At 69.9% G+C, this 20,883-nt stretch carries 25 protein-coding genes and 1 tRNA gene; 9 read left to right on the top strand and 17 right to left on the bottom strand.

The genetic code is table 11. The features are described from left to right. Window positions 1–49 precede the first annotated feature (49 nt). The gene (locus ACYCO6_RS28765; RefSeq protein ID WP_459765713.1) at window positions 50–370 is read left to right on the top strand and encodes a DMT family transporter; all 321 of its coding nucleotides are present in this window, start codon (window positions 50–52) and stop codon (window positions 368–370) included. A 17-nt stretch (window positions 371–387) separates the two neighbouring features. Here ACYCO6_RS28765 and ACYCO6_RS28760 read toward each other — a convergent pair whose 3' ends face one another. From ACYCO6_RS28760 to ACYCO6_RS28740, 5 genes are all read right to left on the bottom strand, one after another. Continuing rightward, complete coding sequence (locus ACYCO6_RS28760) at window positions 388–2,073, bottom strand: methyl-accepting chemotaxis protein (protein WP_459765711.1); 1,686 nt, start codon at window positions 2,071–2,073, stop codon at window positions 388–390. A 97-nt stretch (window positions 2,074–2,170) separates the two neighbouring features. After that, the gene (locus ACYCO6_RS28755; protein WP_459765709.1) at window positions 2,171–3,175 is read right to left on the bottom strand and encodes a magnesium transporter CorA family protein; all 1,005 of its coding nucleotides are present in this window, start codon (window positions 3,173–3,175) and stop codon (window positions 2,171–2,173) included. A 225-nt stretch (window positions 3,176–3,400) separates the two neighbouring features. Next, on the bottom strand, window positions 3,401–3,673 hold the full coding sequence (locus tag ACYCO6_RS28750) for a hypothetical protein (RefSeq protein WP_459765707.1): 273 nt from the start codon (window positions 3,671–3,673) through the stop codon (window positions 3,401–3,403). A 51-nt stretch (window positions 3,674–3,724) separates the two neighbouring features. Further along, the gene (locus ACYCO6_RS28745; RefSeq protein ID WP_459765705.1) at window positions 3,725–4,978 is read right to left on the bottom strand and encodes a class I SAM-dependent RNA methyltransferase; all 1,254 of its coding nucleotides are present in this window, start codon (window positions 4,976–4,978) and stop codon (window positions 3,725–3,727) included. Beyond that, window positions 4,975–5,757, bottom strand: coding sequence for a TlyA family RNA methyltransferase (locus ACYCO6_RS28740; protein WP_459765703.1), 783 nt, complete (start codon window positions 5,755–5,757; stop codon window positions 4,975–4,977). Before ACYCO6_RS28740 ends, ACYCO6_RS28745 begins: the two co-directional genes overlap by 4 nt. A 109-nt stretch (window positions 5,758–5,866) precedes the next feature. Between ACYCO6_RS28740 and ACYCO6_RS28735 the strand changes: the two genes are divergently transcribed. Beyond that, entirely contained in the window at window positions 5,867–6,406 is a 540-nt protein-coding gene (locus ACYCO6_RS28735; protein ID WP_459765701.1) for a superoxide dismutase family protein, read from the top strand. On the opposite strand, the gene ACYCO6_RS28730 is transcribed toward ACYCO6_RS28735, so the two are convergent. The 8 genes from ACYCO6_RS28730 to ACYCO6_RS28695 all read right to left on the bottom strand — a co-directional run bounded on the left by ACYCO6_RS28730 (window position 6,399) and on the right by ACYCO6_RS28695 (window position 10,749). Then, complete coding sequence (locus ACYCO6_RS28730; protein ID WP_459773770.1) at window positions 6,399–6,848, bottom strand: acyl-CoA thioesterase; 450 nt, start codon at window positions 6,846–6,848, stop codon at window positions 6,399–6,401. The two genes, ACYCO6_RS28735 and ACYCO6_RS28730, sit on opposite strands and share 8 nt — an antisense overlap. 28 nt (window positions 6,849–6,876) lie before the next feature. Then, a complete protein-coding gene (locus ACYCO6_RS28725) occupies window positions 6,877–7,014 on the bottom strand; it encodes a hypothetical protein (protein WP_459765699.1) in 138 nt (45 codons plus the stop codon). A gap of 151 nt (window positions 7,015–7,165) precedes the next feature. Further along, window positions 7,166–7,435 carry a hypothetical protein gene (locus ACYCO6_RS28720; RefSeq protein ID WP_459765697.1) on the bottom strand — a complete coding sequence of 90 codons (270 nt, stop codon included), beginning with the start codon at window positions 7,433–7,435 and terminating at the stop codon, window positions 7,166–7,168. A 183-nt stretch (window positions 7,436–7,618) separates the two neighbouring features. Then, window positions 7,619–7,804, bottom strand: coding sequence for a YegP family protein (locus tag ACYCO6_RS28715; protein ID WP_091721601.1), 186 nt, complete (start codon window positions 7,802–7,804; stop codon window positions 7,619–7,621). A 165-nt stretch (window positions 7,805–7,969) separates the two neighbouring features. Further along, a complete protein-coding gene (locus tag ACYCO6_RS28710; RefSeq protein ID WP_459765695.1) occupies window positions 7,970–8,104 on the bottom strand; it encodes a hypothetical protein in 135 nt (44 codons plus the stop codon). A gap of 115 nt (window positions 8,105–8,219) precedes the next feature. Further along, entirely contained in the window at window positions 8,220–9,746 is a 1,527-nt protein-coding gene (locus tag ACYCO6_RS28705; protein ID WP_459765692.1) for a DEAD/DEAH box helicase, read from the bottom strand. A gap of 486 nt (window positions 9,747–10,232) precedes the next feature. Beyond that, a tRNA-Leu gene (locus ACYCO6_RS28700) sits at window positions 10,233–10,317 on the bottom strand. 126 nt (window positions 10,318–10,443) lie between these two features. Continuing rightward, window positions 10,444–10,749, bottom strand: a complete 306-nt coding sequence (locus ACYCO6_RS28695; RefSeq protein WP_459773769.1) for a FliM/FliN family flagellar motor switch protein — start codon at window positions 10,747–10,749, stop codon at window positions 10,444–10,446. 89 nt (window positions 10,750–10,838) lie between these two features. On the opposite strand from ACYCO6_RS28695, the gene lipB reads away from it, so the two are divergent. Beyond that, the gene (gene lipB, locus ACYCO6_RS28690; RefSeq protein WP_459765690.1) at window positions 10,839–11,570 is read left to right on the top strand and encodes a lipoyl(octanoyl) transferase LipB; all 732 of its coding nucleotides are present in this window, start codon (window positions 10,839–10,841) and stop codon (window positions 11,568–11,570) included. A 10-nt stretch (window positions 11,571–11,580) separates the two neighbouring features. Here lipB and ACYCO6_RS28685 read toward each other — a convergent pair whose 3' ends face one another. Next, window positions 11,581–13,701, bottom strand: a complete 2,121-nt coding sequence (locus tag ACYCO6_RS28685; RefSeq protein WP_459765688.1) for a carbohydrate porin — start codon at window positions 13,699–13,701, stop codon at window positions 11,581–11,583. Window positions 13,702–14,048: 347 nt separating this feature from the next. On the opposite strand from ACYCO6_RS28685, the gene ACYCO6_RS28680 reads away from it, so the two are divergent. From ACYCO6_RS28680 to ACYCO6_RS28665, 4 genes are read left to right on the top strand one after another with little or no spacing between them, the layout of a single operon-like run. Further along, window positions 14,049–14,609, top strand: coding sequence for an iron transporter (locus ACYCO6_RS28680; RefSeq protein ID WP_459765686.1), 561 nt, complete (start codon window positions 14,049–14,051; stop codon window positions 14,607–14,609). A 15-nt stretch (window positions 14,610–14,624) separates the two neighbouring features. Then, the gene (locus ACYCO6_RS28675) at window positions 14,625–14,963 is read left to right on the top strand and encodes a cupredoxin domain-containing protein (protein ID WP_459765684.1); all 339 of its coding nucleotides are present in this window, start codon (window positions 14,625–14,627) and stop codon (window positions 14,961–14,963) included. After that, window positions 14,960–16,393 carry a 4Fe-4S binding protein gene (locus ACYCO6_RS28670; RefSeq protein WP_459765682.1) on the top strand — a complete coding sequence of 478 codons (1,434 nt, stop codon included), beginning with the start codon at window positions 14,960–14,962 and terminating at the stop codon, window positions 16,391–16,393. Before ACYCO6_RS28675 ends, ACYCO6_RS28670 begins: the two co-directional genes overlap by 4 nt. A 49-nt stretch (window positions 16,394–16,442) precedes the next feature. Further along, window positions 16,443–17,267 carry an FTR1 family iron permease gene (locus tag ACYCO6_RS28665; RefSeq protein ID WP_459765680.1) on the top strand — a complete coding sequence of 275 codons (825 nt, stop codon included), beginning with the start codon at window positions 16,443–16,445 and terminating at the stop codon, window positions 17,265–17,267. A 93-nt stretch (window positions 17,268–17,360) separates the two neighbouring features. Here ACYCO6_RS28665 and sseA read toward each other — a convergent pair whose 3' ends face one another. After that, a complete protein-coding gene (gene sseA, locus ACYCO6_RS28660; protein WP_459765678.1) occupies window positions 17,361–18,206 on the bottom strand; it encodes a 3-mercaptopyruvate sulfurtransferase in 846 nt (281 codons plus the stop codon). 119 nt (window positions 18,207–18,325) lie between these two features. Between sseA and ACYCO6_RS28655 the strand changes: the two genes are divergently transcribed. Beyond that, window positions 18,326–18,532: a hypothetical protein gene (locus ACYCO6_RS28655; RefSeq protein WP_459765676.1), complete on the top strand. Its 207-nt coding sequence runs from the start codon at window positions 18,326–18,328 to the stop codon at window positions 18,530–18,532. A gap of 79 nt (window positions 18,533–18,611) precedes the next feature. Further along, a complete protein-coding gene (locus ACYCO6_RS28650) occupies window positions 18,612–18,845 on the top strand; it encodes a GcrA family cell cycle regulator (protein ID WP_459765674.1) in 234 nt (77 codons plus the stop codon). Between the two features lie 28 nt (window positions 18,846–18,873). Here ACYCO6_RS28650 and ACYCO6_RS28645 read toward each other — a convergent pair whose 3' ends face one another. Continuing rightward, window positions 18,874–19,851, bottom strand: coding sequence for a type II secretion system F family protein (locus ACYCO6_RS28645; RefSeq protein ID WP_459765672.1), 978 nt, complete (start codon window positions 19,849–19,851; stop codon window positions 18,874–18,876). Window positions 19,852–19,884: 33 nt separating this feature from the next. Then, entirely contained in the window at window positions 19,885–20,883 is a 999-nt protein-coding gene (locus tag ACYCO6_RS28640) for a type II secretion system F family protein (protein WP_459765670.1), read from the bottom strand.

The raw sequence follows: 20,883 nt of genomic DNA, 5'->3' as shown, positions 1-20,883 counted from the left end.
CGCACGGGGTACAAGTCCGGGACGGCCCGGCCCTGTCAGGAGGGCCGCCATGGCCTGGGTCTACCTCGTCAGTGCCGGTATTCTGGAAGTCGTCTGGGCCTTCGCGATGAAGCAGTCGGGCGGCTTCACGCGTCTGTGGCCGACGGCGATCACCGCGGTGTCGATGGCGGGCAGCGTCGGCTTCCTGGCGCTCGCCATGCGGACGCTTCCCCTGGGTACCGCCTACACGATCTGGACCGGCATCGGTGCCGTCGGCGCGTTCCTGGTCGGCATCGCCGTGCTCGGGGAGCAGGCGAGCGTCAGCCGGATCCTCGCGGCCTGCCTGATCGGTTCCGGGCTCGTGCTGATGAAGCTGTCGAGCCCGGGCTGAGCGTCAGGCCCCTGCCGTCACGCGGCCCGGACCGTCGCCAGGAAGGCGTCGATCTCCCGGCGCAACTCCGCGGATTGCGCGGAGAGGCTCGCCGCGGAGGTGAGCATCCGCGTGGCGGCGGTGCCGGTCTCCTCGGCGGCCCGCGCCACGTCGTCGATCGTGCCGGTGACCGCACCGGTTCCGGCTGCCGCCTCGGCGACGTTGCGGGCGATCTCCCGGGTTGCGGCTCCCTGCTGCTCGACCGCGGCCGCGATGGAAGTCGCCACGCCGTCGATCTCACGGATGCGCGCCGCGATCCCATCGATCGCGCCCACCGTCTGCCCCGTCGCCCCTTGGATGCGGCCGACTTGGCCGGCGATCTCCTGCGTCGCCTTGGCGGTCTGCTCAGCCAGCGCCTTCACCTCGGTGGCGACCACCGCGAAGCCGCGGCCAGCCTCCCCGGCCCGGGCGGCCTCGATGGTGGCGTTGAGCGCCAGCAGATTGGTCTGGCCGGCGATGTCGGAGATCAGCCGCACGACGTCCCCGATCCGGCCCGCCGCCGCGCTCAGTTCCTCCACGAGGCTCGCGGTTTCCCCGGCCTGGACCACCGCGACCCGAGCGAGATCGGCGGAGCCGTCCACCTGACGGCCGATCTCCTGGACGGAGGCGCCGAGCTGTTCCGCGGCCGCCGCCACCGTGCCGACATGCTGGGCGGCCTCCTGCGCCGCGCCCGCAACCGTTGCCGAGCGCTCGGCCGTGTGGGTGGCGGTGCTGGTCATCGCCTCGGCATCGGCCCGCAGCCCGACGGCGGCGTCGGCGACCCGTGCCAGCACGCCGCCGATTGCGGCCTCGAAGGATTCGGCCATCGCGTGAACGGCGCGCCGCCGCTGAGCCTCCACCCCCTCCCGGGCCAGGGCCGTCTCCCGCTCCAGCGCGCGGGTGCGGATCAGGTTGTCCTTGAAGACCTGCACGGCCGCCGCCATCGCGCCGATCTCGTCGCCGCGTCCCGTATGCGGGACCGGCACGGACTCGTCGCCCTCGGCCAGGCGCCCCATCGCGCCGGTCATGCGACGGATCGGCCGCGCGACGCCGAACACGGCGAAGAGCATCGCCGCCGCAGCAATCACCAGGGAGGCGGCGGTCGCCACCATCGCGGTAAGCTTGGCCGAGGTCGCGTCCCGCACCGTCGCGGCGACGTTCGCCTCGGTCTGCACGCGGGCCGACGCGATCGCCTTGCCGAGGCTCTCCACGGCGGCATCGTTCTGGGCGCCGGTAGCGGGGTCTAGGACCAGCGCGAGGGCGCCCGGCTTGTCGCCCGCGATCATCAACTCGACCACCTGAAGCTGGATGTTCTGGTAGGCGTTCCAGGCGGTGGTGAAGCGCTCGTAAAGTTCCCGGTCCTGCGGGTTGCTCAAGCGGTCCTGATAGGACTGGCGCAGCTCCGACAGGGCCGCGAGGCTGTCGGTGAGCGCCGTCTGGTTCTTGTCCAGGGCTGCGAAGTCCGGAGACGCCACCACGAGCCGGTAGAGCCTCAGACGCGCGTCGCGCACGGCCATGCCGATGGTTTCGGCTTGGTTCTGTGCGGGCAGCGCCTGCTGTGAGACCAGCGTGGCGTTCCGCTCGATCTGAGACAGACGAACGACGCTGATGATCCCCTGGCCGGCTCCGGCCAGCGCGAGCAGGCCGATCGCCCCGGACAGGACCAACGTGAGGGAGAGTCGCATGGGAGGTTCCGTCGCCGCGGACAGGCCGCGCTTCCAGAACCGACCATCTCCCAGGGAGCTGTTAACGTTTCATCTGCGGGTTGGAAAGAATTGGTCGTTAAAGCCACTTCTTCCAGCGGAAGAAAAAGTAGGGAAATACGGCTGCGACGACCATCATGATCAGCGCCATCGGGTAACCATACGGGAATTCTAGTTCCGGTATGGACTTAAAGTTCATGCCGTAGATCGAGGCGATCAGGGTCGGCGGCATGAATACGACGGCCATGACCGAGAACAGCTTGATGATGTTGTTCTGCTCTAGGTTGACGAGCCCCAGAGTTGCATCAAGTAGAAATTGAATCTTCGTGGACAGGAAGGTCGCGTGCTCCTCCAGCGACTGAAGATCGCGCAGAGTCGAGCGGACGTCTTCCCGCAGGTCGCGGGGGGCTTTGTTGGTTCGATACGTCGCCGAGAGCGAGAGCAGGATCCGCTCCATTGAGACGAGGCTCTCGCGTTGCTTGGAAATGAGGTCGCCGTGCCGCCCCAGGGCGCGCAGGGTGTCCTGCAGGGCGGTGTTGCGGGCGGAGGGATCCTCCTGCACCTCGAAGATCTTGCCGGACAGGCGGTCGATCCGCTCGCCCTGCAGCTGGAGCACGTCCGCGGCCCGGTCGATCACGGCCTCGATCAGACCGGCCAGGATCGTCTCGCCGGAGGTGGCGGAACTGCTGCCGTTGCCCATCGAGCGGCCAGCCCGCTGCGTGTACATCCGGAAGGCCTGCGGCTCCTCGTGGCGCACCGTCACGAGGCGGTTGCCGCGCAGGATGAAGGTGATGCCCGCCAGCCCCGGCTCCTCGGAGTCGCTCACCTTCGAGAGCACGCGCCCGGTCATGTAGCGGGCGCCGTCCTCGACATAGAGCAGTTCCGAGGGCTCGATGTCCTTCATCTCCTCGCGGGTCGGCACCTCGATCCCGGCGAACGACTCGACCTTGAGCTCCTCCTCGCGGCTCGGGCGGATCAGATCGAGCCAGACGGTGTCCTCGGGAATCGTGTCCTGGAGATCGATGACCCGGCGCTCAAGCAGTGTGGATCCGGCGCCGACGGCGGGCTGGTGGATGAAGATCACGAACGGGTCTCGGATGCGGAACGGTCACGGCGGGGCGCAGGCTTCAGCCCGCATCCGGCACAGCGACTCCCGACGCAAGCTGTGGCGCGGATGTGGCGGCGTTTTCTGACGCTTCCGTGACATCGCGACCCACCGCGCTGCGCGGCCGGGAACGCCGCGCAGGTGGATCGCTCCGCTCGAACAAGGCGACGGATGCGTCCCCGAACCTGTCAGCCCCGCATCCGATCAGTTGCAGCCGTCACAGATGCTGCGATCGATCTTGTCGGTCAGCGCGCGCTCGCGCTGCTGCTCCTGGCGGGAGGGCACCTCGCCGGGCCCCAGAGACGTGCCCGGCGGTTTGGTCACGCCGAGGCTGTTGGTGTTGGGTGCCGTGATCGTCGAGGTCGGACCGCCCCCGGTTCCGGTCTGGTCGGGGGCGACGGTCTGAGCGGCGAGCGTGGCGGGGAGGGCGAGGCTCAGTGCGGCCAGGAGCAGCGGGCGAGAGAATCCGCGGGTCATGGGACCTCCAGTCGTCGAGAGAACGTGAAGTCTCGCCGCAGGGGGCGCGATTTACAAGCGCCGCACGGGCGCGCGCCGGAACACGCCGACCATCTCTACGTGGCCCGAGTGGCGGAACTGGTCCACCGGCGTGACTGCCTCGAGGCGGTAGCCGCCGGCCACGAGCGTCGCCGCGTCCCGGGCGAAAGTGCCGGCGTCGCAGGCGACGCCGATCACGAGGGGCACCCGCGAGGCGGCGAGCTGGCGGGCCTGCGCCTCCGCGCCGGCCCGGGGTGGATCGAACACCACCGCGTCGAAGCCGTTCAGCTCGGTCGGGAGCAGGGGCCGGCGGAACAGGTCGCGGCGCTCGCTCGTGATCTGGCGCAGACCCGTGGCGCGGCGGGCAGACCGGTCTAGGCCAGCCAGGGCGGCCGCATCGGCCTCGACGGCGTGGACCGCCGCCCTCCGGGCCATCGCCAGGGTGAGCGGCCCGCAACCCGCGAACAGGTCCGCGACGCGCCGCGTGCGGGGACCAAGGGCGGCGAGGGTCAGTTCGGTGAGCACGGCCTGCCCGGCCGCGGTCGCCTGCAGGAAGCCTCCGGGGGCCGGGTAAAGGCGGGTCTCGCCGCCGGTCACTGAGACCGGCTCTGCCTCCATCAGGCGCTCGCCGTGGAGGGAGAGCCGGGCGAGGCCGAGTTCGCCGGCGATCCGTACCAGGGCGGCGCCGACGCCGGCGCTCATCGGCCCGTGGCCGCGCAGGTCGACATCGAGGCCCTGGTCGGTGACGGTCACGGCCACGTCGAGGGGCTTGCGCCCGTGCCCGAGGGGCCCTGCGAGGCGCCGCGCAACCTCCGGAGCCGGGTGCAGCGCCGGCACCGTGATCGGGCAATGGTCGATCGGCACCAGCGCGTGGCTGCGCGCCTCCATCAGCCCGGCCTGGGCTTGGCCGCCGATCTCCCGGACGTGCAGCGTGAGGCGGCGGCGCCCGGCGCCGTGCGCGTTGATCGTCGGGGCGGGCTCGACGTCGAGCCGCGCCTGCGACAGAGCCTGCGCAACGAGGCCGCGCTTCCAGGCGAGCTCGGCCTGCCGCGCGAGATGCTGCGTGCGGCAGCCGCCACAGCGCAGGAAATAGGGGCAGAACGGCTCGACCCGGTCGACGGAAGCCTGCTCGATGCCCAGCAGCTCGGCGCGCCGGCCCTCTCGGCGGATCGCCGCGCGCTCGCCCGGAAGCGTGTACGGGACGAGCGTCCCGTCCGCCGCGATGCCATCCCCACGGGCGCCCAGCTCCCGGATCGTGACCGTCTCGTTCATGGCGGCCTCGCTCATGCCAGCCTCGCGCCGATCAGGAATTCGGTATTGCCGTCGCCCCCGGGCACGGGCGAATCGACCAAGCCCAGGATCGCGGCGCCGAGCCCCTCCAGCACGGAGCGGACCGCCGCGCAGACCTCCGCGTGGACGGCCGGGTCGCGCACGAGGCCGCCGCGGCCGACGCGCGCGCGTCCGGCCTCGAATTGCGGCTTGATCAGCGCGACGAGGGCCGCGCCGGGCGCCAGAAGCGCCGGCAGGGTCGGCAGCACGAGACGCAGGCCGATGAAGCTCACGTCGACGCTGGCGAGGTCGGGGCGCGGTGCGAGCGCCGCCGGGTCGAGGCTGCGGATATCGGTGCCCTCCAGGTTCGTCACGCGCGGGTCTACGGCGAGGCGCGGGTGGAGCTGCCCCCGTCCCACATCCACCGCGTAGACATGGTGCGCGCCGCGGCCGAGCAACACATCCGTGAAGCCGCCCGTGGAGGCGCCGACGTCGAGGCAGATGCGGCCGCCCGGGTCGAGGCCGAAGGCGTCGAGGGCCGCCGCGAGCTTGAGGCCGCCGCGGGAGGCATAGGGATGCTCGGCGGCGGCCTCGACCCGGGCTCCCGGAGCGATCGGCTCGGAGGCGCGGGTGAGCGGCCGCCCGTCGACGCGCACCAGCCCGGCCCGGATCGCGGCCTGCGCCCGGGCCCGGCTCTCGAAATGGCCGTGCTCTACCAGGAACAGGTCGGCGCGCCGGGTGGACGGGTCGCGGTTTGCGGGCGCGGTGCGATCCGGTATGGGCCGGTCTCGGGTCATCAGGGCTTCGTAGGGTCCCGGCAGATCTGCGGCAGAGGTTCGAAGGCGCGGCCCTGTCGAAGGCCGCCGCGCTTCCTACCTAGACCGGGCCGGAATGGAGAGCCACCGCATGACCCGTACCCTGCCGCTGCTCGCATTGCTCGGGACCTTCGCCGCGAGCGGCGCCCTCGCGCAGGAGCCTCCGAAGGAAGCCGCCAAGGCGGCCGAGACCTACGAGGCGCCGATCAAGAACGCGAAGGGCGACGCGATCGGCACGATGGCGATCCGCGACGGAGCCAACGCCCTCGTGCTGCGCATCGCGATCCAGCCCGGCGGCCTGCCGCCCGGCTGGCACGGCCTGCACTTCCACGCCGTGGGGGATTGCTCGGACCCGAAATTCCTCAATTCCAAGGCCCACGTGAACCACGACCAGAGCAAGCACGGCCTGATCAACCCGGAGGGCCCCGACGAGGGCGATCTGCCGAATCTCTACGTGACGCAGGACGGCTCGGCCCAGGCCGAGGTGTCGAGCGAGACGCCGCTCAACGGCGAGGGCGGCCTCAGGGACGGGGACGGATCGGCGCTGGTCATCCACGCCAACGAGGACGACCACACCACCCAGCCCATCGGCGGCGCCGGCGACCGGATCGCCTGCGCGGTGATCAAGTAACCGCGGAGGGGGAGGGCACCGCCGGCGGGATCGGCCGCGGGCGGCCGGCTTCGTCGATGGCCACGAAGGTGAAGGTGGCCTGCGTCACCCGCTCGCGGACCTGGGTGCAGAAGCGCCGCGCCCAAGCCTCGACTTCGATCTTCATCGAGGTCCGGCCCACATGTGAGACCCGGGTGTAGACGCACAGCACGTCGCCCACCCGGACCGGCCGGATGAAGGTCATGGCGTCGAGCGCCACGGTGACGACCCGGCCCTGCGCCCGGTCCACCCCCGCGATGCCGCCGGCCTGGTCCATCTGCGAGAGCACCCAGCCGCCGAAGATGTCGCCGTTGGCGTTCGTGTCGCCCGGCATGGCGATGGTGCGCACCGTCAGGTCGCCCCGGGGCAGGTCGACCTCTGCGGCCGGCGCCGTCCCGGTCGATGCGAGTCCGACATGCTGCATGGCGTCCATCCGCTCGTCTCGCGCGCCGTCAGGAAAGGAGGCCGGCGAGCTTGAGGCCCGCCGCCAGCAGAACGGCGGCCGCGCTCAGGATGCATTCGAGCGGGATCGATTGCCAGAGGTCCCGCGGCGCCGCCGCGTGCTCGGCGCGCTGCGCGATATCGTTCATCGGGCCTCCTCCCGGGCGGGCCGATCTGTCGTCGCCCGTCCCATGCCATGCACAATAAAGCACAGACGCCGATCGCGCACCCCGGATCAGAGCATGAAAAAAGGCCCGGCGGCTCGGGAGAGCCGTCGGGCCGATCGTACTGGCGATCCGCTCAGTAGTAGAACCGGCGGCGCCAGTAGGGACGGCGCCAATAGGGGCGCGGGCCGTAATAGAACCGGCGGCGCCAGTAGGGGCGGCGCCAGTAGGGCCGCGGACCGTAGAAGTGACGACGGTAGTAGTACTGGGCCTTCTCGGCCACCGCCGGGGCAGCGTCGGCGGGCAGGGCGAGGCCCGGGCCGACGGGCGCGGCGGACGCTCCCTGCGGCGCCGCGGCCGCGAAGCCCAGCACCAGCAGGGCCGCGAGCAGGAATTTCCTCAGCACAGTCTCGACTCCCTTCGTGTGATTGCGTCTCAGACGCCGAACCGCACGGGAAGCGAGGGCCTCCGCCCGGTCCGAACCGCTGCAACGCACGGGCGACCTCTAGCGTTGCAGCGAAACCGCTGCGGCGTTTCGGACAGGGTTGATCGAGTCTTGAGCCGCTCCTGAGCGCGCCCAGTGTGCCCCTCAGGCAATCTTCGTGGTCATGTCCTCAATGCGGGCTTCGGCGCTCTGACGCACGAGGGCGATGCCGTGCTCACAATCCTCGCGGCGGATGTAGCCCTCTCCCGATTCGGCGATCACTTCGCCGTTGCGCGCCCGCAGGCGCCAGCGCCACTCGCCCTTCGCATCCCGGTAGAGTTCGAACCGCATGGTGCAGGCTCCTGTCCATCTCTTGAAGGAGATGGGTCGCGGTGCCCGCGAGAAAAGGATGGCCGGTCGGGCTCTTCCTGCGCGCGATGGCGAACACGTCGGATATCCGCTTCCGGCGTGGGAGCCGGCAGGAATCAGGCTCTCTGGGGCGCGCCGGCGGTCCGGTCAGGCCCCGCGCAGGCGAGGGCCGGCCTCGCTGGCGAAATCGCGGTAGCTGCGCGGGGCATGGCCAAGCAGGTGGGCGAAGCGTGCGACCTCGGCAGCCGACGCGGGAACACCAACCTCCTGGTGGCGACGCATCCTGCGCCTCACCGCGGCGCGCGCGAGACCGCGCCGCGGCGAGATCGTCCGGGTCGGCTTGCCCACACAAGAAGGCGCCCGAGACGTAATCGTCCCGGGCGCCTTTGCATGAGTCTTAGGAGCGGGGTGCGCGCTCCAGCCAGCCGATGCTGCGGCCCTCGCCGCCGGCGCCGCCGCGCGGACGGGCATCGGCGCGCTGTGGCCGGCCCTCGCGATTCGGGCGAGCTTGGTTCGGGCGCTCGCCCTGCGGCCGGGCGGGCCGGTCCGCGCGGACGTCACGGCCCTGCGGAGCGTGACCGCGGCCGTCGGCACGGCCTTCCTGAGGCCGGCCCTGCCGGGGCGCGCCGGGACCGCCGAAGCCACGTCCGCCCTCCGGCCGACCCTGCTGGGGACGCCCCTGCTGCTGCCGGGGCCGCTGGCCCGGGCGGCCGCCACCGGGACGCTGTTGACGCTCGGGACGGCGCTCCTCCTCGCGGGCGATCTCAGCCGCCTCCTGACGCGACGGCGGGCTGAAGCCCTCGGGGAAGCCCGCCACCGGCACCTTCTGCCGGGTGATGCGCTCGATATCGCGCAGGTAGGCCTTCTCCTCGTCGTTGCAGAACGAGATGGCGAGCCCGTCCGCACCCGCCCGGGCGGTCCGGCCGATCCGGTGGACGTAGCTTTCCGGGACGTTCGGCAGGTCGAAATTGACCACGTGGCTCACGCCCTCGACGTCGATGCCGCGGGCCGCGATGTCGGTGGCCACCAGAACCCGGCAGGAGCCGTCCTTGAAGGCGGCGAGCGCCCGCTCGCGCTGCGGCTGGCTCTTGTTGCCGTGGATCGCCGCCGCCGCGATGCCGACCTTGTCGAGGCCGCGCACCACGCGGTCCGCGCCGTGCTTGGTGCGGGTGAAGACCAGGACGCGGTCGATCGCCGGATCGCGCAGGATGTGGCCCAGCAGCGCCTGCTTGGCGCCCGTGTGGACGAAGATCACCTGCTGCTCGACCCGCTCGGCCGTGGTGGCGACGGGGGTCACCGCGACCTGCACCGGATCGGTGAGGTACTGGCTCGCGAGGCCCGCGATGTTCTTCGGCATGGTCGCCGAGAAGAACAGGCTCTGGCGCTTCTCGGGCAGCATCTTCACGATGCGCTTGAGGGCGTGGATGAAGCCGAGGTCGAGCATCTGGTCGGCCTCGTCGAGGACGAGGATCTCGACGCCCTCCAGCGTCAGCGAACGGCGATCAACGAGGTCGATCAGCCGGCCCGGTGTGGCGACCAGGATGTCGACGCCCGGCGCCAGCGCCCGCTCTTGGCGGCCGATGGTGACGCCGCCGAACACCACGGTGTTGGTGTAGGGTAGGTGGCGGCCGTAATCGGAGAAGGATTCGGCGATCTGGTTGGCGAGCTCGCGGGTGGGTGAGAGCACCAGCACCCGGCAGCCGCGGCGCGGAGCGCGGCGGTCCGAGAGCGAGAGCCGGTGCAGAATCGGCAGCGCGAAGGCCGCAGTCTTGCCGGTGCCGGTCTGGGCGATACCGCAGAGGTCGCGGCCCTCCATGGCGGGCCGGATAGCCTGGGCCTGGATCGGGGTTGGCGCGACGTAGCCAGCCTCGCTGAGCGCCCGCAGCACGGGCTGGGCGAGGCCGAAATCGGTGAATTGGGTCAAGGATGTATCCGATGCAGCAGGACCGGCCGGGCACCCCGCGCTTCTCGCAGGCGGCGCCGTGTTCGGAGCGGTCCGTTGGCAGAGAGCAACCCGCGTGATGGGGCGGCTCGGGTGCATGCACGTTATGAAGAGGGGGGCCGGATCACGCCGAAGGCGCCCGATCCGTCACGCAGCCCCCTCAAGCGGGCCATGGCGGCCGCTGACGCTGCAGTGCCGATATGCGGGTGTGCGACTGCGAAGTCAATGCAGCGCGCCCCGGGACGGTGCATGGCACCGATAACCAGCCGGCATGCCGGCGGCCTAGCCCGTGGAACGAAGTCCGTGAGGCGTCTCTGCGCCGTCACCTCGGCGCACGCACAGGTTTGCGCGCTCAGACCTTCCGGCCGAACGCGGAATCACGCAGCGATGGTCAGGTATCTGTTGGGTCGGGACCGTAAGCCTGCGCCTGCGGACCCCCTTCCGAGATCAAGCACCAACCGAAAAGGTTGGTGCGGCCAAGAGGACTCGAACCTCCACCCCTCGCGGGACTAGCACCTCAAGCTAGCGCGTCTACCAATTCCGCCATGGCCGCATCGGACGCGACGATCCGTGTCCGCTCGCTCGACCGATCCGACCCGCGGGAGAGATCCCGGAGGCCGTCACTACGTCGGGCGGCGCAGCGGATAACAGATCGTTCCGCCGCCGACAAGCGCCCCGCTCACGCGGGATCGTACCCGCTCTCCAGGAACGGCGCTGCCCCCTCGCCGATGCTGACCCCCGGCTCGACGATCGACGCCGCCTTGCGGATCAGTTCGGTCACCTCCACGGAGATGCGGTCGCCCGTCACGACGATCTGCCCGCGGGCGATCGGGTGGTCGTTGGCCAGGATCTCGACCATGTCGCTGTCGCTGGCTTCCAACTCGATCACGGCGCCGCGGCCCATGCGCAGCAACAGGTGCAACGGCATCCGCGCGCGGCCGAGCACCACCGTCAGATCGACCTTCAGGGTCTCGAAGACCGCCACAATCCGCCATCCCGTGTCGCGGCCGAAGCCTTGCAAGCGCCGGCCGCGGATGTTGAAGGCTTCGACCATCGATGCAGGATGGTGAACCCTTGGTAAACGCGCCCCGCCTCACGGTCAGCCCGCACGCCTTCCCGAAGCGGCCCGGCTCCGATCCGGTCTCGGGTTCCGTGGCGTGGCGGGTGAGTGATGCACCGGTCGGCTACGAGGCGGCGGTCGCCTGGATGGAGGCGCGCGCGGAGCGGATCGCCCGCGGTGCGGCGCCCGAATGCGTGTGGCTCTTGGAGCACCCGCCGCTCTATACGGCGGGCACGTCGGCCCGGCCGGAGGACCTCATGGCGCCCGGGCGCTTCCCGGTCCACGCCACGGGGCGGGGCGGCCAGTACACCTACCACGGCCCCGGCCAGCGGGTCGCCTACGTGATGCTCGACCTCGGCCGGCGCAGCCGCGACCTGCGCGCCTACGTGGCGAGCCTGGAAGCGTGGCTGATCGACACGCTGGCGGCCTTCAACGTCCGTGCGGAACGGCGCGAGGACCGGGTCGGCGTCTGGGTGCGCCGTCCCGAGAAGGGGCCGGGCGTCGAGGACAAGATCGCCGCCATCGGCATCCGGGTCCGCCGCTGGGTCAGCTTCCACGGCATCAGCCTGAACGTCGAGCCGGACCTGTCGCATTTCGACGGGATCGTGCCCTGTGGCGTGCGCGCGCACGGGGTGACGAGCCTCGTCGATCTCGGCCTCCCGGTGAGCATGCCGGAGGTCGACATGCAGCTGCGCGCCGCGTTCGAGGCGATCTTCGGCGAGACGGTGATCGAGCCGGCCGACTGAGTGAGGCCGGTCAGAAATCCGCGTGGAGCCGGGAGGCGAAGAAATGCGCCGGCCCGCGGTCCCGGTTGTAGCCGGGGTTGCTCACGAACTGGTAGTCGAAGGTCAGGGTCACGAACTTCGTGAGGTTCAGGGCATAGTAGGTCTCCAGCGCCCGTTCGGTGCCGTAGTTCAGCCTCCCGTCCCCGACCAGCAGCCCGTAATAGCCGGCCGCGAAGGCGGCGCGGTGCGAAGGCGACAGCCCGTTCATCGCCGCGCCGATGCCGATCGTGTCGTCCGGCCGGTCCCAGGCCTTGCCCTTCAGCGACAGACCGCCCGAGAAGCTCTGGTCGATGTCGGTGAAGGAGATGTTCTCGGTGCGGCCGTCGTTCAGGCTGGCGCGGGCGAACAGACCGAGTTCGGGCGTGAGCGCCTGCTCCAGGTTGATGTAGCCGCCGGTCTTGCGGCGGGGGCGCCGGGTCGCCGCGACGGCGTCGTTGATATCGTCGAAGAGGCCGAGCTGCGTCAGGGTGACGACCTCGCGGTTGTTGGCCGAGACGCCGACATTCGAGAAGAACCCGAGCCGCAGCTTGCCCGGCTGATCCAGACCCGGCAGGACGTAGCGCTGCTCGAATTCGGCGTTGAGCCCGGCGCGCCGGAACACCCGCGGATCGAGCACGTCGCTCGACGGCTCCTTGGGGACCTGCGTGTAGGCGGCGCGGATCGCGAATTCCGGTCGATTGTACTCGGCGTACACGCCCTGCGTGAATCCGGGCAGGTTCGCCGGGAAATCCCAGGCCGAAGAAGCCCAGAGCGACCAGTTGAAGAAGTCCACCCGCGGATCGTGGGCGTAGATGTTGCCGTCGAAGAAGTCGCCCAGGGCGAATTTCCCGGCGATCAGCGTGATCCGCTCCGCGTCATAACGGGTCGCGACCTGGTTCGGCCCGTCCGCCACATCCACCGTCTCGCCGCCGAGATTGATCGTCTGCTTCACGTAATAGCGGTTCGACCGGAGCTTCGGGAACGGCGCGCCCGCCTTCTGCGCTTCACCGTTGACGAAGCCCGCGACGCCGAGCGTGCGGGACAGGCCGAAGCCCTGGCTGAATTCGGGGTTATAGTAGACTTCAGTCGTGTCGGTGAGCTTCAGCCCGAGGAAGATCGTGGCCGTCGTAGTCTGCCGGGCTTGATGCGGGATCAGGCTCTGTGCGCCGACATAAGGCGCGTGGAAGCCCGGCACTCCTTGAGCGATCAGCGTCGTCTGGCCGTGCAGCGAGAACCGGCCGGTGTCGCCGTTGTCGGGATCGTGCGGGGCGGTCTCCTCCGGCTCGGGCGGCACCTTCAGCCCGTCCGGGAACCACATCAGCCGGGCGAACATCTGGTGCGAGGTGAAGCTCGCCCGGCTCGTGACCGGACCTCCCTCGGCTCCCGGCACGAAGCCCAGCGGGAAGCGCCGGCTCCCGCCGAGGTCGATGTAGCGGTAGTCGAGCCCGAGCGCGAGCGTATCGCTGATGGCGTATTGCACGCCCGCGCCGAGCGTGAAGCCGAGATAGCCGAGGTCCCGCCGCGCCGTGTTCTGGCCGCCGGTGTCGAGATCCGGATAGGTCGCCAGGATGCGCGCGTTGGCGCCCGCGAGACCGAAGCTTCCGTAGATCAGGTAGCGCGCGAAGCTGTAGCCGAGCCGGGCGCGCAGGGTCCCGTACAGGTCCGTCTTGGCGCGCACGATGTTGAAGGCCGGAACCGTATCCGCATAGCCGAAGCCCGCGATCGTCGAGGGCACCGGCCGCTTCAGGTTTGCTCCGTCGACACTGGCTTCCACGCCGTAGACCAATGGGCCGTTCTGCCAGTTCCAGCCGCCGAAGAGGCCGCCCGCCGCCGTGGTGGCGTTCCGCCCCTGATCGCTGCGACCGGTGGAATCGCCGCTCCTGAAGGCGGGAACGGGGCGGCCGCCGATCACCGTCGGGCCGAAATTGTACGCCCCGTAGGACCCGCCGGCACTACCCTCCAGGCCGACATAGCCGCCGGACCAGTCCGTGTACGAGGCGACCCCCGTCGTCGGGCGCGCGGACGCGAGGTCCGCCGCCGCGGCGGGCGCAGTCAGCGGCGCGGCCAGGATCAGGGCCGCGGCGCGGGCCAGGGGCGCGGGACGGAATCTCATGCGACTCACGGCAAGGTATAGCACTTGCTATAACGACGCGGTGCGTCGTGCAAGCCGCGGCACGCTGTCTCGGCAGATGCTGTGTGACGTGTCCGGTCCCGCGCCACGTTCTCGCCCGACTCCATGGCGGTGGCATGACGATCCGAGTTCAATCGACCCGTCAAGATCGTGCAGGTCACAGAGGAGTCAAAGATCTTCGCAGAGTACAGGATATTCGGCTGCATCCAGGCTCGGGGTGCGGAAATACGTGTCAGCACCGGACCAAGAATTTCAGATTAGAATTGTTATTATTTGAGGGCGCGTGATTCCTGTTTGAACTTCGCGCGCAACGGATTATGTGCGGAGCCATGCGCGCCTCGAACGTCCCGATTTTCCGCGGCCTCACCGCGGCCTCCCTCTTGGTGCTCGCGGGTGCGGCTGCAGCCAAGGAGGTGCCGATCGGCCCGCATGTGACCCGCAACGGCCTCGAGGTCGCCGCCGTCTATCTCCAGCCGATCGAGATGGAACCGGCCGGCATGATGCGCGAGGCTGCGCAGTCGGATATCCATCTCGAGACGGACATCCGTGCCGCCAAGGACAATCGCAACGGCTTTGCCGAGGGCGACTGGGTCCCGGCGCTCGATGTGCGCTTCGAGGCGGTGAAGCTCGACGGCGACAAGCTGACCGACCAGAAGGTCGCCGGCCTGCTGATGCCGATGGTCGCCAACGACGGGCCGCATTACGGCGACAACGTCAAGCTGTTCGGCCCGGGTCGCTACCGCCTCAAGGTCACCGTCGCGCCCCCCGGCAAGGACAGCCATTTCGGCCGCCACGTCGACAAGGAGACGGGGGTCGGCCCCTGGTTCGAGCCCTTCGACGTCACTCAGGACTTCACCTTCGCCGGCGTCGGCAAGAAGGGCGCCTACTGAAATCCGGAGATCTCCGTGTCTCGTCCGTCGCGTCTCGCCGTCACTGTCTTTATCGCCCTCGTCTGCGCGACAGTGAGCGCGCGCGCGGATGACATGCCGGTGATCAAGGTCGAGATGCGCGACGGCGTGATCCTTCCGGCGGTGATCGAGGTGCCGGCCAATGTCCGGTTCAAGCTGGAGATCTCCAACACCGGTCAGACGCCCGTGGAGTTCGAGAGCGTGGAACTCAAGCGCGAGAAGGCGCTCGCCGCCGGCTCGACCTCGGCGATCGTGTTTCGAACCCTCAATCCCGGCACCTACCAGGTGTTCGACGACTTCCACCCCGAGGCGAAGGCGACCTTGGTGGCCAAATGAGCGCGTCGACGACAGCGCCGGCCGTCCTCTCCCTCGCTCCCGTCACATCGCGCCGGGACGTGATCGATGCGCGGCTCGCCCGTTTCGGCGACTGGCTGCGCCGCCGCGGCCGGATCATTCGCGCCGTTCAGTGGCTGATCGTCGCCATCTATGCGGTGCTGGTGATCGTGCCCGCGCTGCTGCCGCTCCCCGGCAACGCCGCCCACATCTGGACCAACCTGACGCTCGCCGCGCAATTCGCCTTCTGGGGCATCTGGTGGCCGTTCGTGCTGGTGAGCATGGTGCTGGTCGGCCGGGCTTGGTGCGGCGTGCTCTGCCCCGAGGGGGCGCTGAGCGAGTTCGCGAGCCGCTGGAGCCGCGGCTATGCCGTGCCGCGCTGGATCACCTGGCAGGGCTGGCCGTTCCTGGCCTTCGCCGGCACCACGGTCTACGGGCAGATGACCAGCGTCTACGGCTACCCCAAGCCCGTGCTCGCCGTGCTGGGTGGCTCGACGCTGGCGGCGATCGGGGTCGGCCTGCTCTACGGGCGCAACAAGCGGGTCTGGTGCCGCTATCTCTGCCCGGTCAATGGCGTCTTCGCGGTCCTGTCGAAGCTCGCCCCCGTGAGCTTCCAGGTCGATCGCGCGGCCTGGGCGGCCTCGCCCAAGCCGGCCCGCGGGTCCGAGTCCTTCAACTGCGCCCCGCTCGTGCCGGTGAAGACGATGCGCGGCTCGGGGGCCTGCCACATGTGCGGGCGCTGCAGCGGCCATCGCGGGGCGGTGCGCCTCGCCCTGCGCTCGCCCAACCACGAGATCGTGCACGTGGCCGGCGACGAGCCGAGCCTCGACCAGACCATGCTGATCCTGTTCGGGATGCTGGCGCTGGCGGTGGGCGCCTTCCAGTGGTCGTCGAGCCCCTGGTACGTCGATGCCAAGCAATGGGCCGCCACCTGGCTCATCGACCGGGGCGTGACCTGGCCGCTGGAGGCTTCGGCGCCGTGGTTCGTGCTCACGAACTACCCCGACCGCAACGACGTCCTGACCCTCCTCGACGGCGCGCTGCTCCTCGCCTACATCGGCGCCGCGACGGTGATCCTCGGGCTTGTCCTGTCCGGCATCGTGGCGCTCGCGACCCTGTGCCTCGGAGGCTGGTCTCTGCGGCGCTTCCACCATCTGACGCAGACGCTGATCCCGGTGGCGGGCTGCGGCGTATTCCTGGGGCTGTCGGCGCTGACCGTCACGTTCCTGCGCGGCGACGGCATCGTGGTCCCCCATGTGGCGGAGATCCGCGCGGCCTTGCTCGCCGGCGCGAGCCTCTGGAGCGTCTGGCTCGCCTGGCGCGTCGCCGGCCTCAGCGCCGGCGGAGTCCGCCGGGTGACGGCCTCGGCCTGCATCGCCGGTGCGGCTGCCGTCTCGGTAGCCAACTGGGTGCTCCTGTTCTGGATCTGGTAGCGCGGTCCGCGCCACGCGTTGCAACCCTTCGCAAGTCTTGGAGACCGCCATGATCGGCGCCTTCGTCATCGCCTTCCGCGAGGTTATCGAGGCGGGCCTCATCATCTCGATCGTGCTGGCGGCGACCCGCGGCATCCCGGGCCGGATGCGCTGGGTCCTGCTCGGTGTCGCGGGCGGCCTTGGGGGCGCCGGCCTCGTGGCCCTGTTCGCCGAGAAGATCTCCGACGCCTTCGAGGGTAACGGGCAGGACATCCTCAATGCCGCGGTTCTGATCGTCGCGGTGCTGCTCCTCGTCTGGCACAACACCTGGATGAGCAAGCACGGGAAGGAACTGGCGGGCGAGTTGCGCGCCGCCGGTGCGGCGGTACGCTCGGGTGAGCGGGAGGCCGCGGCGCTCTCCATCGTGATCGGTGCCGCGATCCTGCGTGAGGGCGCCGAGCTGGTGCTGTTCCTCTACGGGCTCGTGGCTTCGGGCACCTCGGGCGCCGACATCCAGTTCGGTGCCGTCGCAGGTATCGGGGCGGGCGTGCTCCTCTCGGCGGTGACCTATCTCGGCCTCGCCTCGATCCCGAGCCGCTACGTGTTCTCGGTGACGAGCGTGCTGATCGTCTTCCTGGCCGCGGGGCTCGCCGCGCAGGCTGCCCAGTTCCTCGCCAATGCGGGGGTGGTGGACGTCCTCGGCCACACCCTCTGGAACAGCTCCGGGGTGATCGCCGAGACGTCCTGGCCGGGTCGCGTGCTGCACGCCCTCGTGGGCTACACCGACAGGCCGACCGCCCTGCAGGGTCTCGTCTACGTCGCAACGATCGCGGTCATGGTGGGGCTGATGCAGTGGAGCGCCGCCGACAAGCGCCGCGCCGTGCGGGCGGCGTAAGGCCAGGCAAGGTTGATCCCGGCCTCGCCACTGCGTCAGTCCGGGGTTTGTCGTCGATGCCCCGGACCGACACAGGCCGATCAGGCGGCGCGCTCAAGCGCCGGTCGCGACGGGCCGCACCGGATCGGCGCCCCACTCCGACCAGGAGCCGTCGTAGAGGCCGCGGACCGGCCGGCCCATGGTCTCCAGCGCCAGCGCGATGATCGCCGCAGTCACGCCCGAGCCGCAGGTGGTCACGATCGGCTTGTCCGGATCGACGCCGTTCTTCGCGAACACGCCCGTCAGCTCCTCAGGGCTCTTCATGCGGCCGTCGCGCTGCAGCGCTGCGTAGTGCAGGTTGCGCGCACCGGGCATGTGCCCGGGCCGTACGCCCGGTCGCGGCTCCGGCTCCTCGCCGCGGAACCGCGTGCCTGAGCGGGCATCGACCACCTGGGCCGAGCCGGTCTCCAGGGCGCGGGCGACGTCGTCGGCCTCCGCCACCGCGCCGTGGTCGAGGCGGGCAGTGAAGTGCCGGCGCTCGTGCGGGCGCGGCTCGCCGTCCTCGGTGGGATAGCCCGCCGCGATCCACGCCGGGAGGCCGCCATCCAGCACCAGGGCGTCGCGCACCCCGAAGGCCTTGAGCATCCACCAGACACGCGGGGCCGAGAACAGACCCTGCCCGTCATAGACCACGATCTGCATGCCGTCGCCGATGCCGAGCGCCCGCATCCGCGCGGCGAAGACCTCGGGGCACGGCAGCATGTGCGGCAGGCTCGATTCGGTGTCGCTCATGGCGTCGAGGTCGAACCGTCGCGCGCCGGGGATGTGGGCCGCGCGGAACTCGGCTTCGGGATCGCGGCCGGCGGCCGGTAGGTACCAGGAGGCGTCGAGCACCACGATGTCGGGGGCGGTGAGGCGCTCGTGCAGCCATTCGGGGGTCACGAGGGGCGCATGGGCCATGGTCGGCGGATCCGGTTCTGTTCGCGAAAGCCGGCAGCAAACCACAGGTCGCAACGGCTTGCACACCCCCGGGCCGCCGCCGCGGCGGAGCGTTGGGACGGTTTCGTCAGGCTTGGCGAATGCCAGTCGATACGGAGCGCGATTGCGGCGAGCTACGCATCCCGCACCGTGGTCCGATGCAGCCAATGCAGGCTGGTCTTGTTTTAAATTGCCGTAACCCCAGTTACGACAACATGATGACGCTGATCGCGTCGGCCGTCGAGGCCGGCATCGAGATGGCGCCCCGGATGCCGCTCCTACGGATGCGAGACGGGGCCGCTGCCTGACGGAAAGGCGTTCCACCCTCCCTGTCTGCCGGGGCCTCCGTACCCACCGAGCAGGATGCTTATTGAGCCGATCGACACCATGAATCAACTCGTCCGCATGTCCCAGATCGGCGATGCCGAGACCGTCGAGGAGCCGTCGGCCGACCTGCGCGTGCCTTTCGCGCAGTCGGGCGCCTTCGTGTGCAAGTACATCATCGGCGAGCCGAACGACCGCGCGGTCTGCTGCGGCGCGCCCGTGACCGACGGCAAGAGCTGGTGCGCCTACCACCGCCGGATCGTGTTCGAGCCAACCCGCCCGGGCCGCATCCGCTGAGCGGCCCTCACCCGGGCCGCCACGGTGGTCACTGCGTCCGCATGATTTGGATGACGGCCGGGGTGATGATGACGACGAACAGCACCGGCAGGAAGAACAGGATCATCGGCACCGTAAGCTTGGGCGGCAGGCCTGCCGCCTTCTTCTCGGCCTCGTTCATGCGCTGGTCGCGGCTCTCCTGGCTCAGCACGCGCAGCGCCTGGCCCACCGGGGTGCCGTAGCGCTCGGCCTGGATCAGGGCCGTCGCCACGGACTTCACAGGCTCGAGCCCGGTCCGCATCACGAGATTCTCGTAGGCCTGCCGTCGGTCGGGCAGGAACGACATCTCCGCGGTCATCAGGGCGAGTTCCTCGGCCAGCACCACCGAGGAGGTGGCGATCTCCGTGCTCACCTTCCGGAAGGCGTTCTCGATCGCCATGCCGGATTCGACGCAGATCAGCGTGAGGTCGAGCGCGTCCGGCCAGGCCTTCCGGATCTCCGTCTGCCGCTTCTTGGCGGTGTTGACCAAGAACAGCTCCGGCGCCTTGATGCCCCCGTAGGCCGCCCCGATCACCAGGCCGAACCGCATCAGGTAGGAGGCGTCGACGGCCTCCAGCACGAACAGATAGAACACAGCGGCGATCACGCAGGCCACCGGCACGACGAGGCGAAAGAACAGGAACGCCGTCTCCGCGCCCTGGCCACGGTAGCCTGCCATCATCAGCTTGCGCTTGGCCGTGTCGGTGCCGAGCCAGCGGCGCAGCTGGTACCGCTCGACGATCGACTTCATGTAGGCCTTGGGCTCGACGCGCAGCGTGGCCCGGCTGACCGTGCGGTCCAACTGTTGCCGCTCCCGTCGCCGGATCTGCTCGCGCTCGTCGCTGACGAGCTTCATCCGCTTGGCAAGCCTGTCGGTCTCAAGGAAGGGCTGCGCCACCGCGAAGGCGGTCGCGGCCGCCGCGACGGCAGTCAGCAGCGTGCCCATGAAGCGGGGATCGAAGAGCTTTTCCGCGATGACGTCGATCATGGGGGCGGGATCCGGCGAGAGGCGCACCGAGCCTCAGAACTCGAAGGCGATCATCTTCTTGATGGTGAAGATGCCGATTGACATCCAGATCGCCGCACCCACCAGCGCGACCTTGCCGGTATCGGTCGTCCAGAGCAGCGAGATGTAGTCGGGGCTCGTCAGGGTGGTGATGCCCGCCACCGCGAAGGGCAGGCAGGCGATGATCGAGGCCGAGGCCTTGGCCTCCATGCTCATCGCCTGAACCTTGCCGCGCATCTTGGCGCGATCGCGCAGCACCGTGGAGAGGTTGTTCAGCGCCTCCGACAGGTTGCCGCCCGATTGCTGCTGGATGTTGATCACGATGGCGAAGAAGTTCACCTCGGCGGTGGGGACGCGCTCGAACAGGCGAATGACCGCCTCGCCGAGCGACAGGCCCAGCGCCTGGGTCTCCACCACGGTCTTGAACTCGCTGCGCACCGGCTCCTCGGCCTCCCGCGAGACCATGCGGAAGCAATCGCCCACCGGGATACCCGTCCGGATGCCGCGCACGACCACGTCCACGGCGTTGGGAAGTTCCTTGTTGAACTTCGCAATCCGCCGGAGCCGCAGGTGGCGCAGCAGCCAGGCCGGCACGCCGAAGCCCCCCGCGAAGGCGGCTCCCAGGGCCGCAATCGGGCTGTCGGTGATCATGAAGAGCAGGAGCGCGAGGATCAGGGCGCTGCCGGCCGAGACCATGTAGAAGGTCTTCTTCGTCCAGGCGAGGCCGGCGCGGGCCAGCTTCAGGTCAAGGGTCGCCTTGGAGGCGCCCTTGGCCTTCGCCTCGATCTCGCTCAGCGTCTTGGCGACCTGCTCGCGCCGGTTGACCGTCACGCCCCGCACCGCCGCCCCCGAGGCGGAGACGCCGAGCGACTTCAGGCGCTTGTTCGCCCGGCGCTCGCCGCCGAGAAGCGGCAGGATTGCCACGTAGGCCACAGCCGCCACGGCGATGCCGACGAGGCCTGCGGCGATCGGCAGGTTGGAGGCGCTCGAGACGGGGACGGGCAGGTCCGGCAT

The sequence above is a fragment of the Methylobacterium sp. CM6257 genome (genome assembly GCF_054611515.1).
Note: the sequence above shows the minus strand (reverse complement) of the source record. Positions and strands in the feature narration are given on the sequence as shown.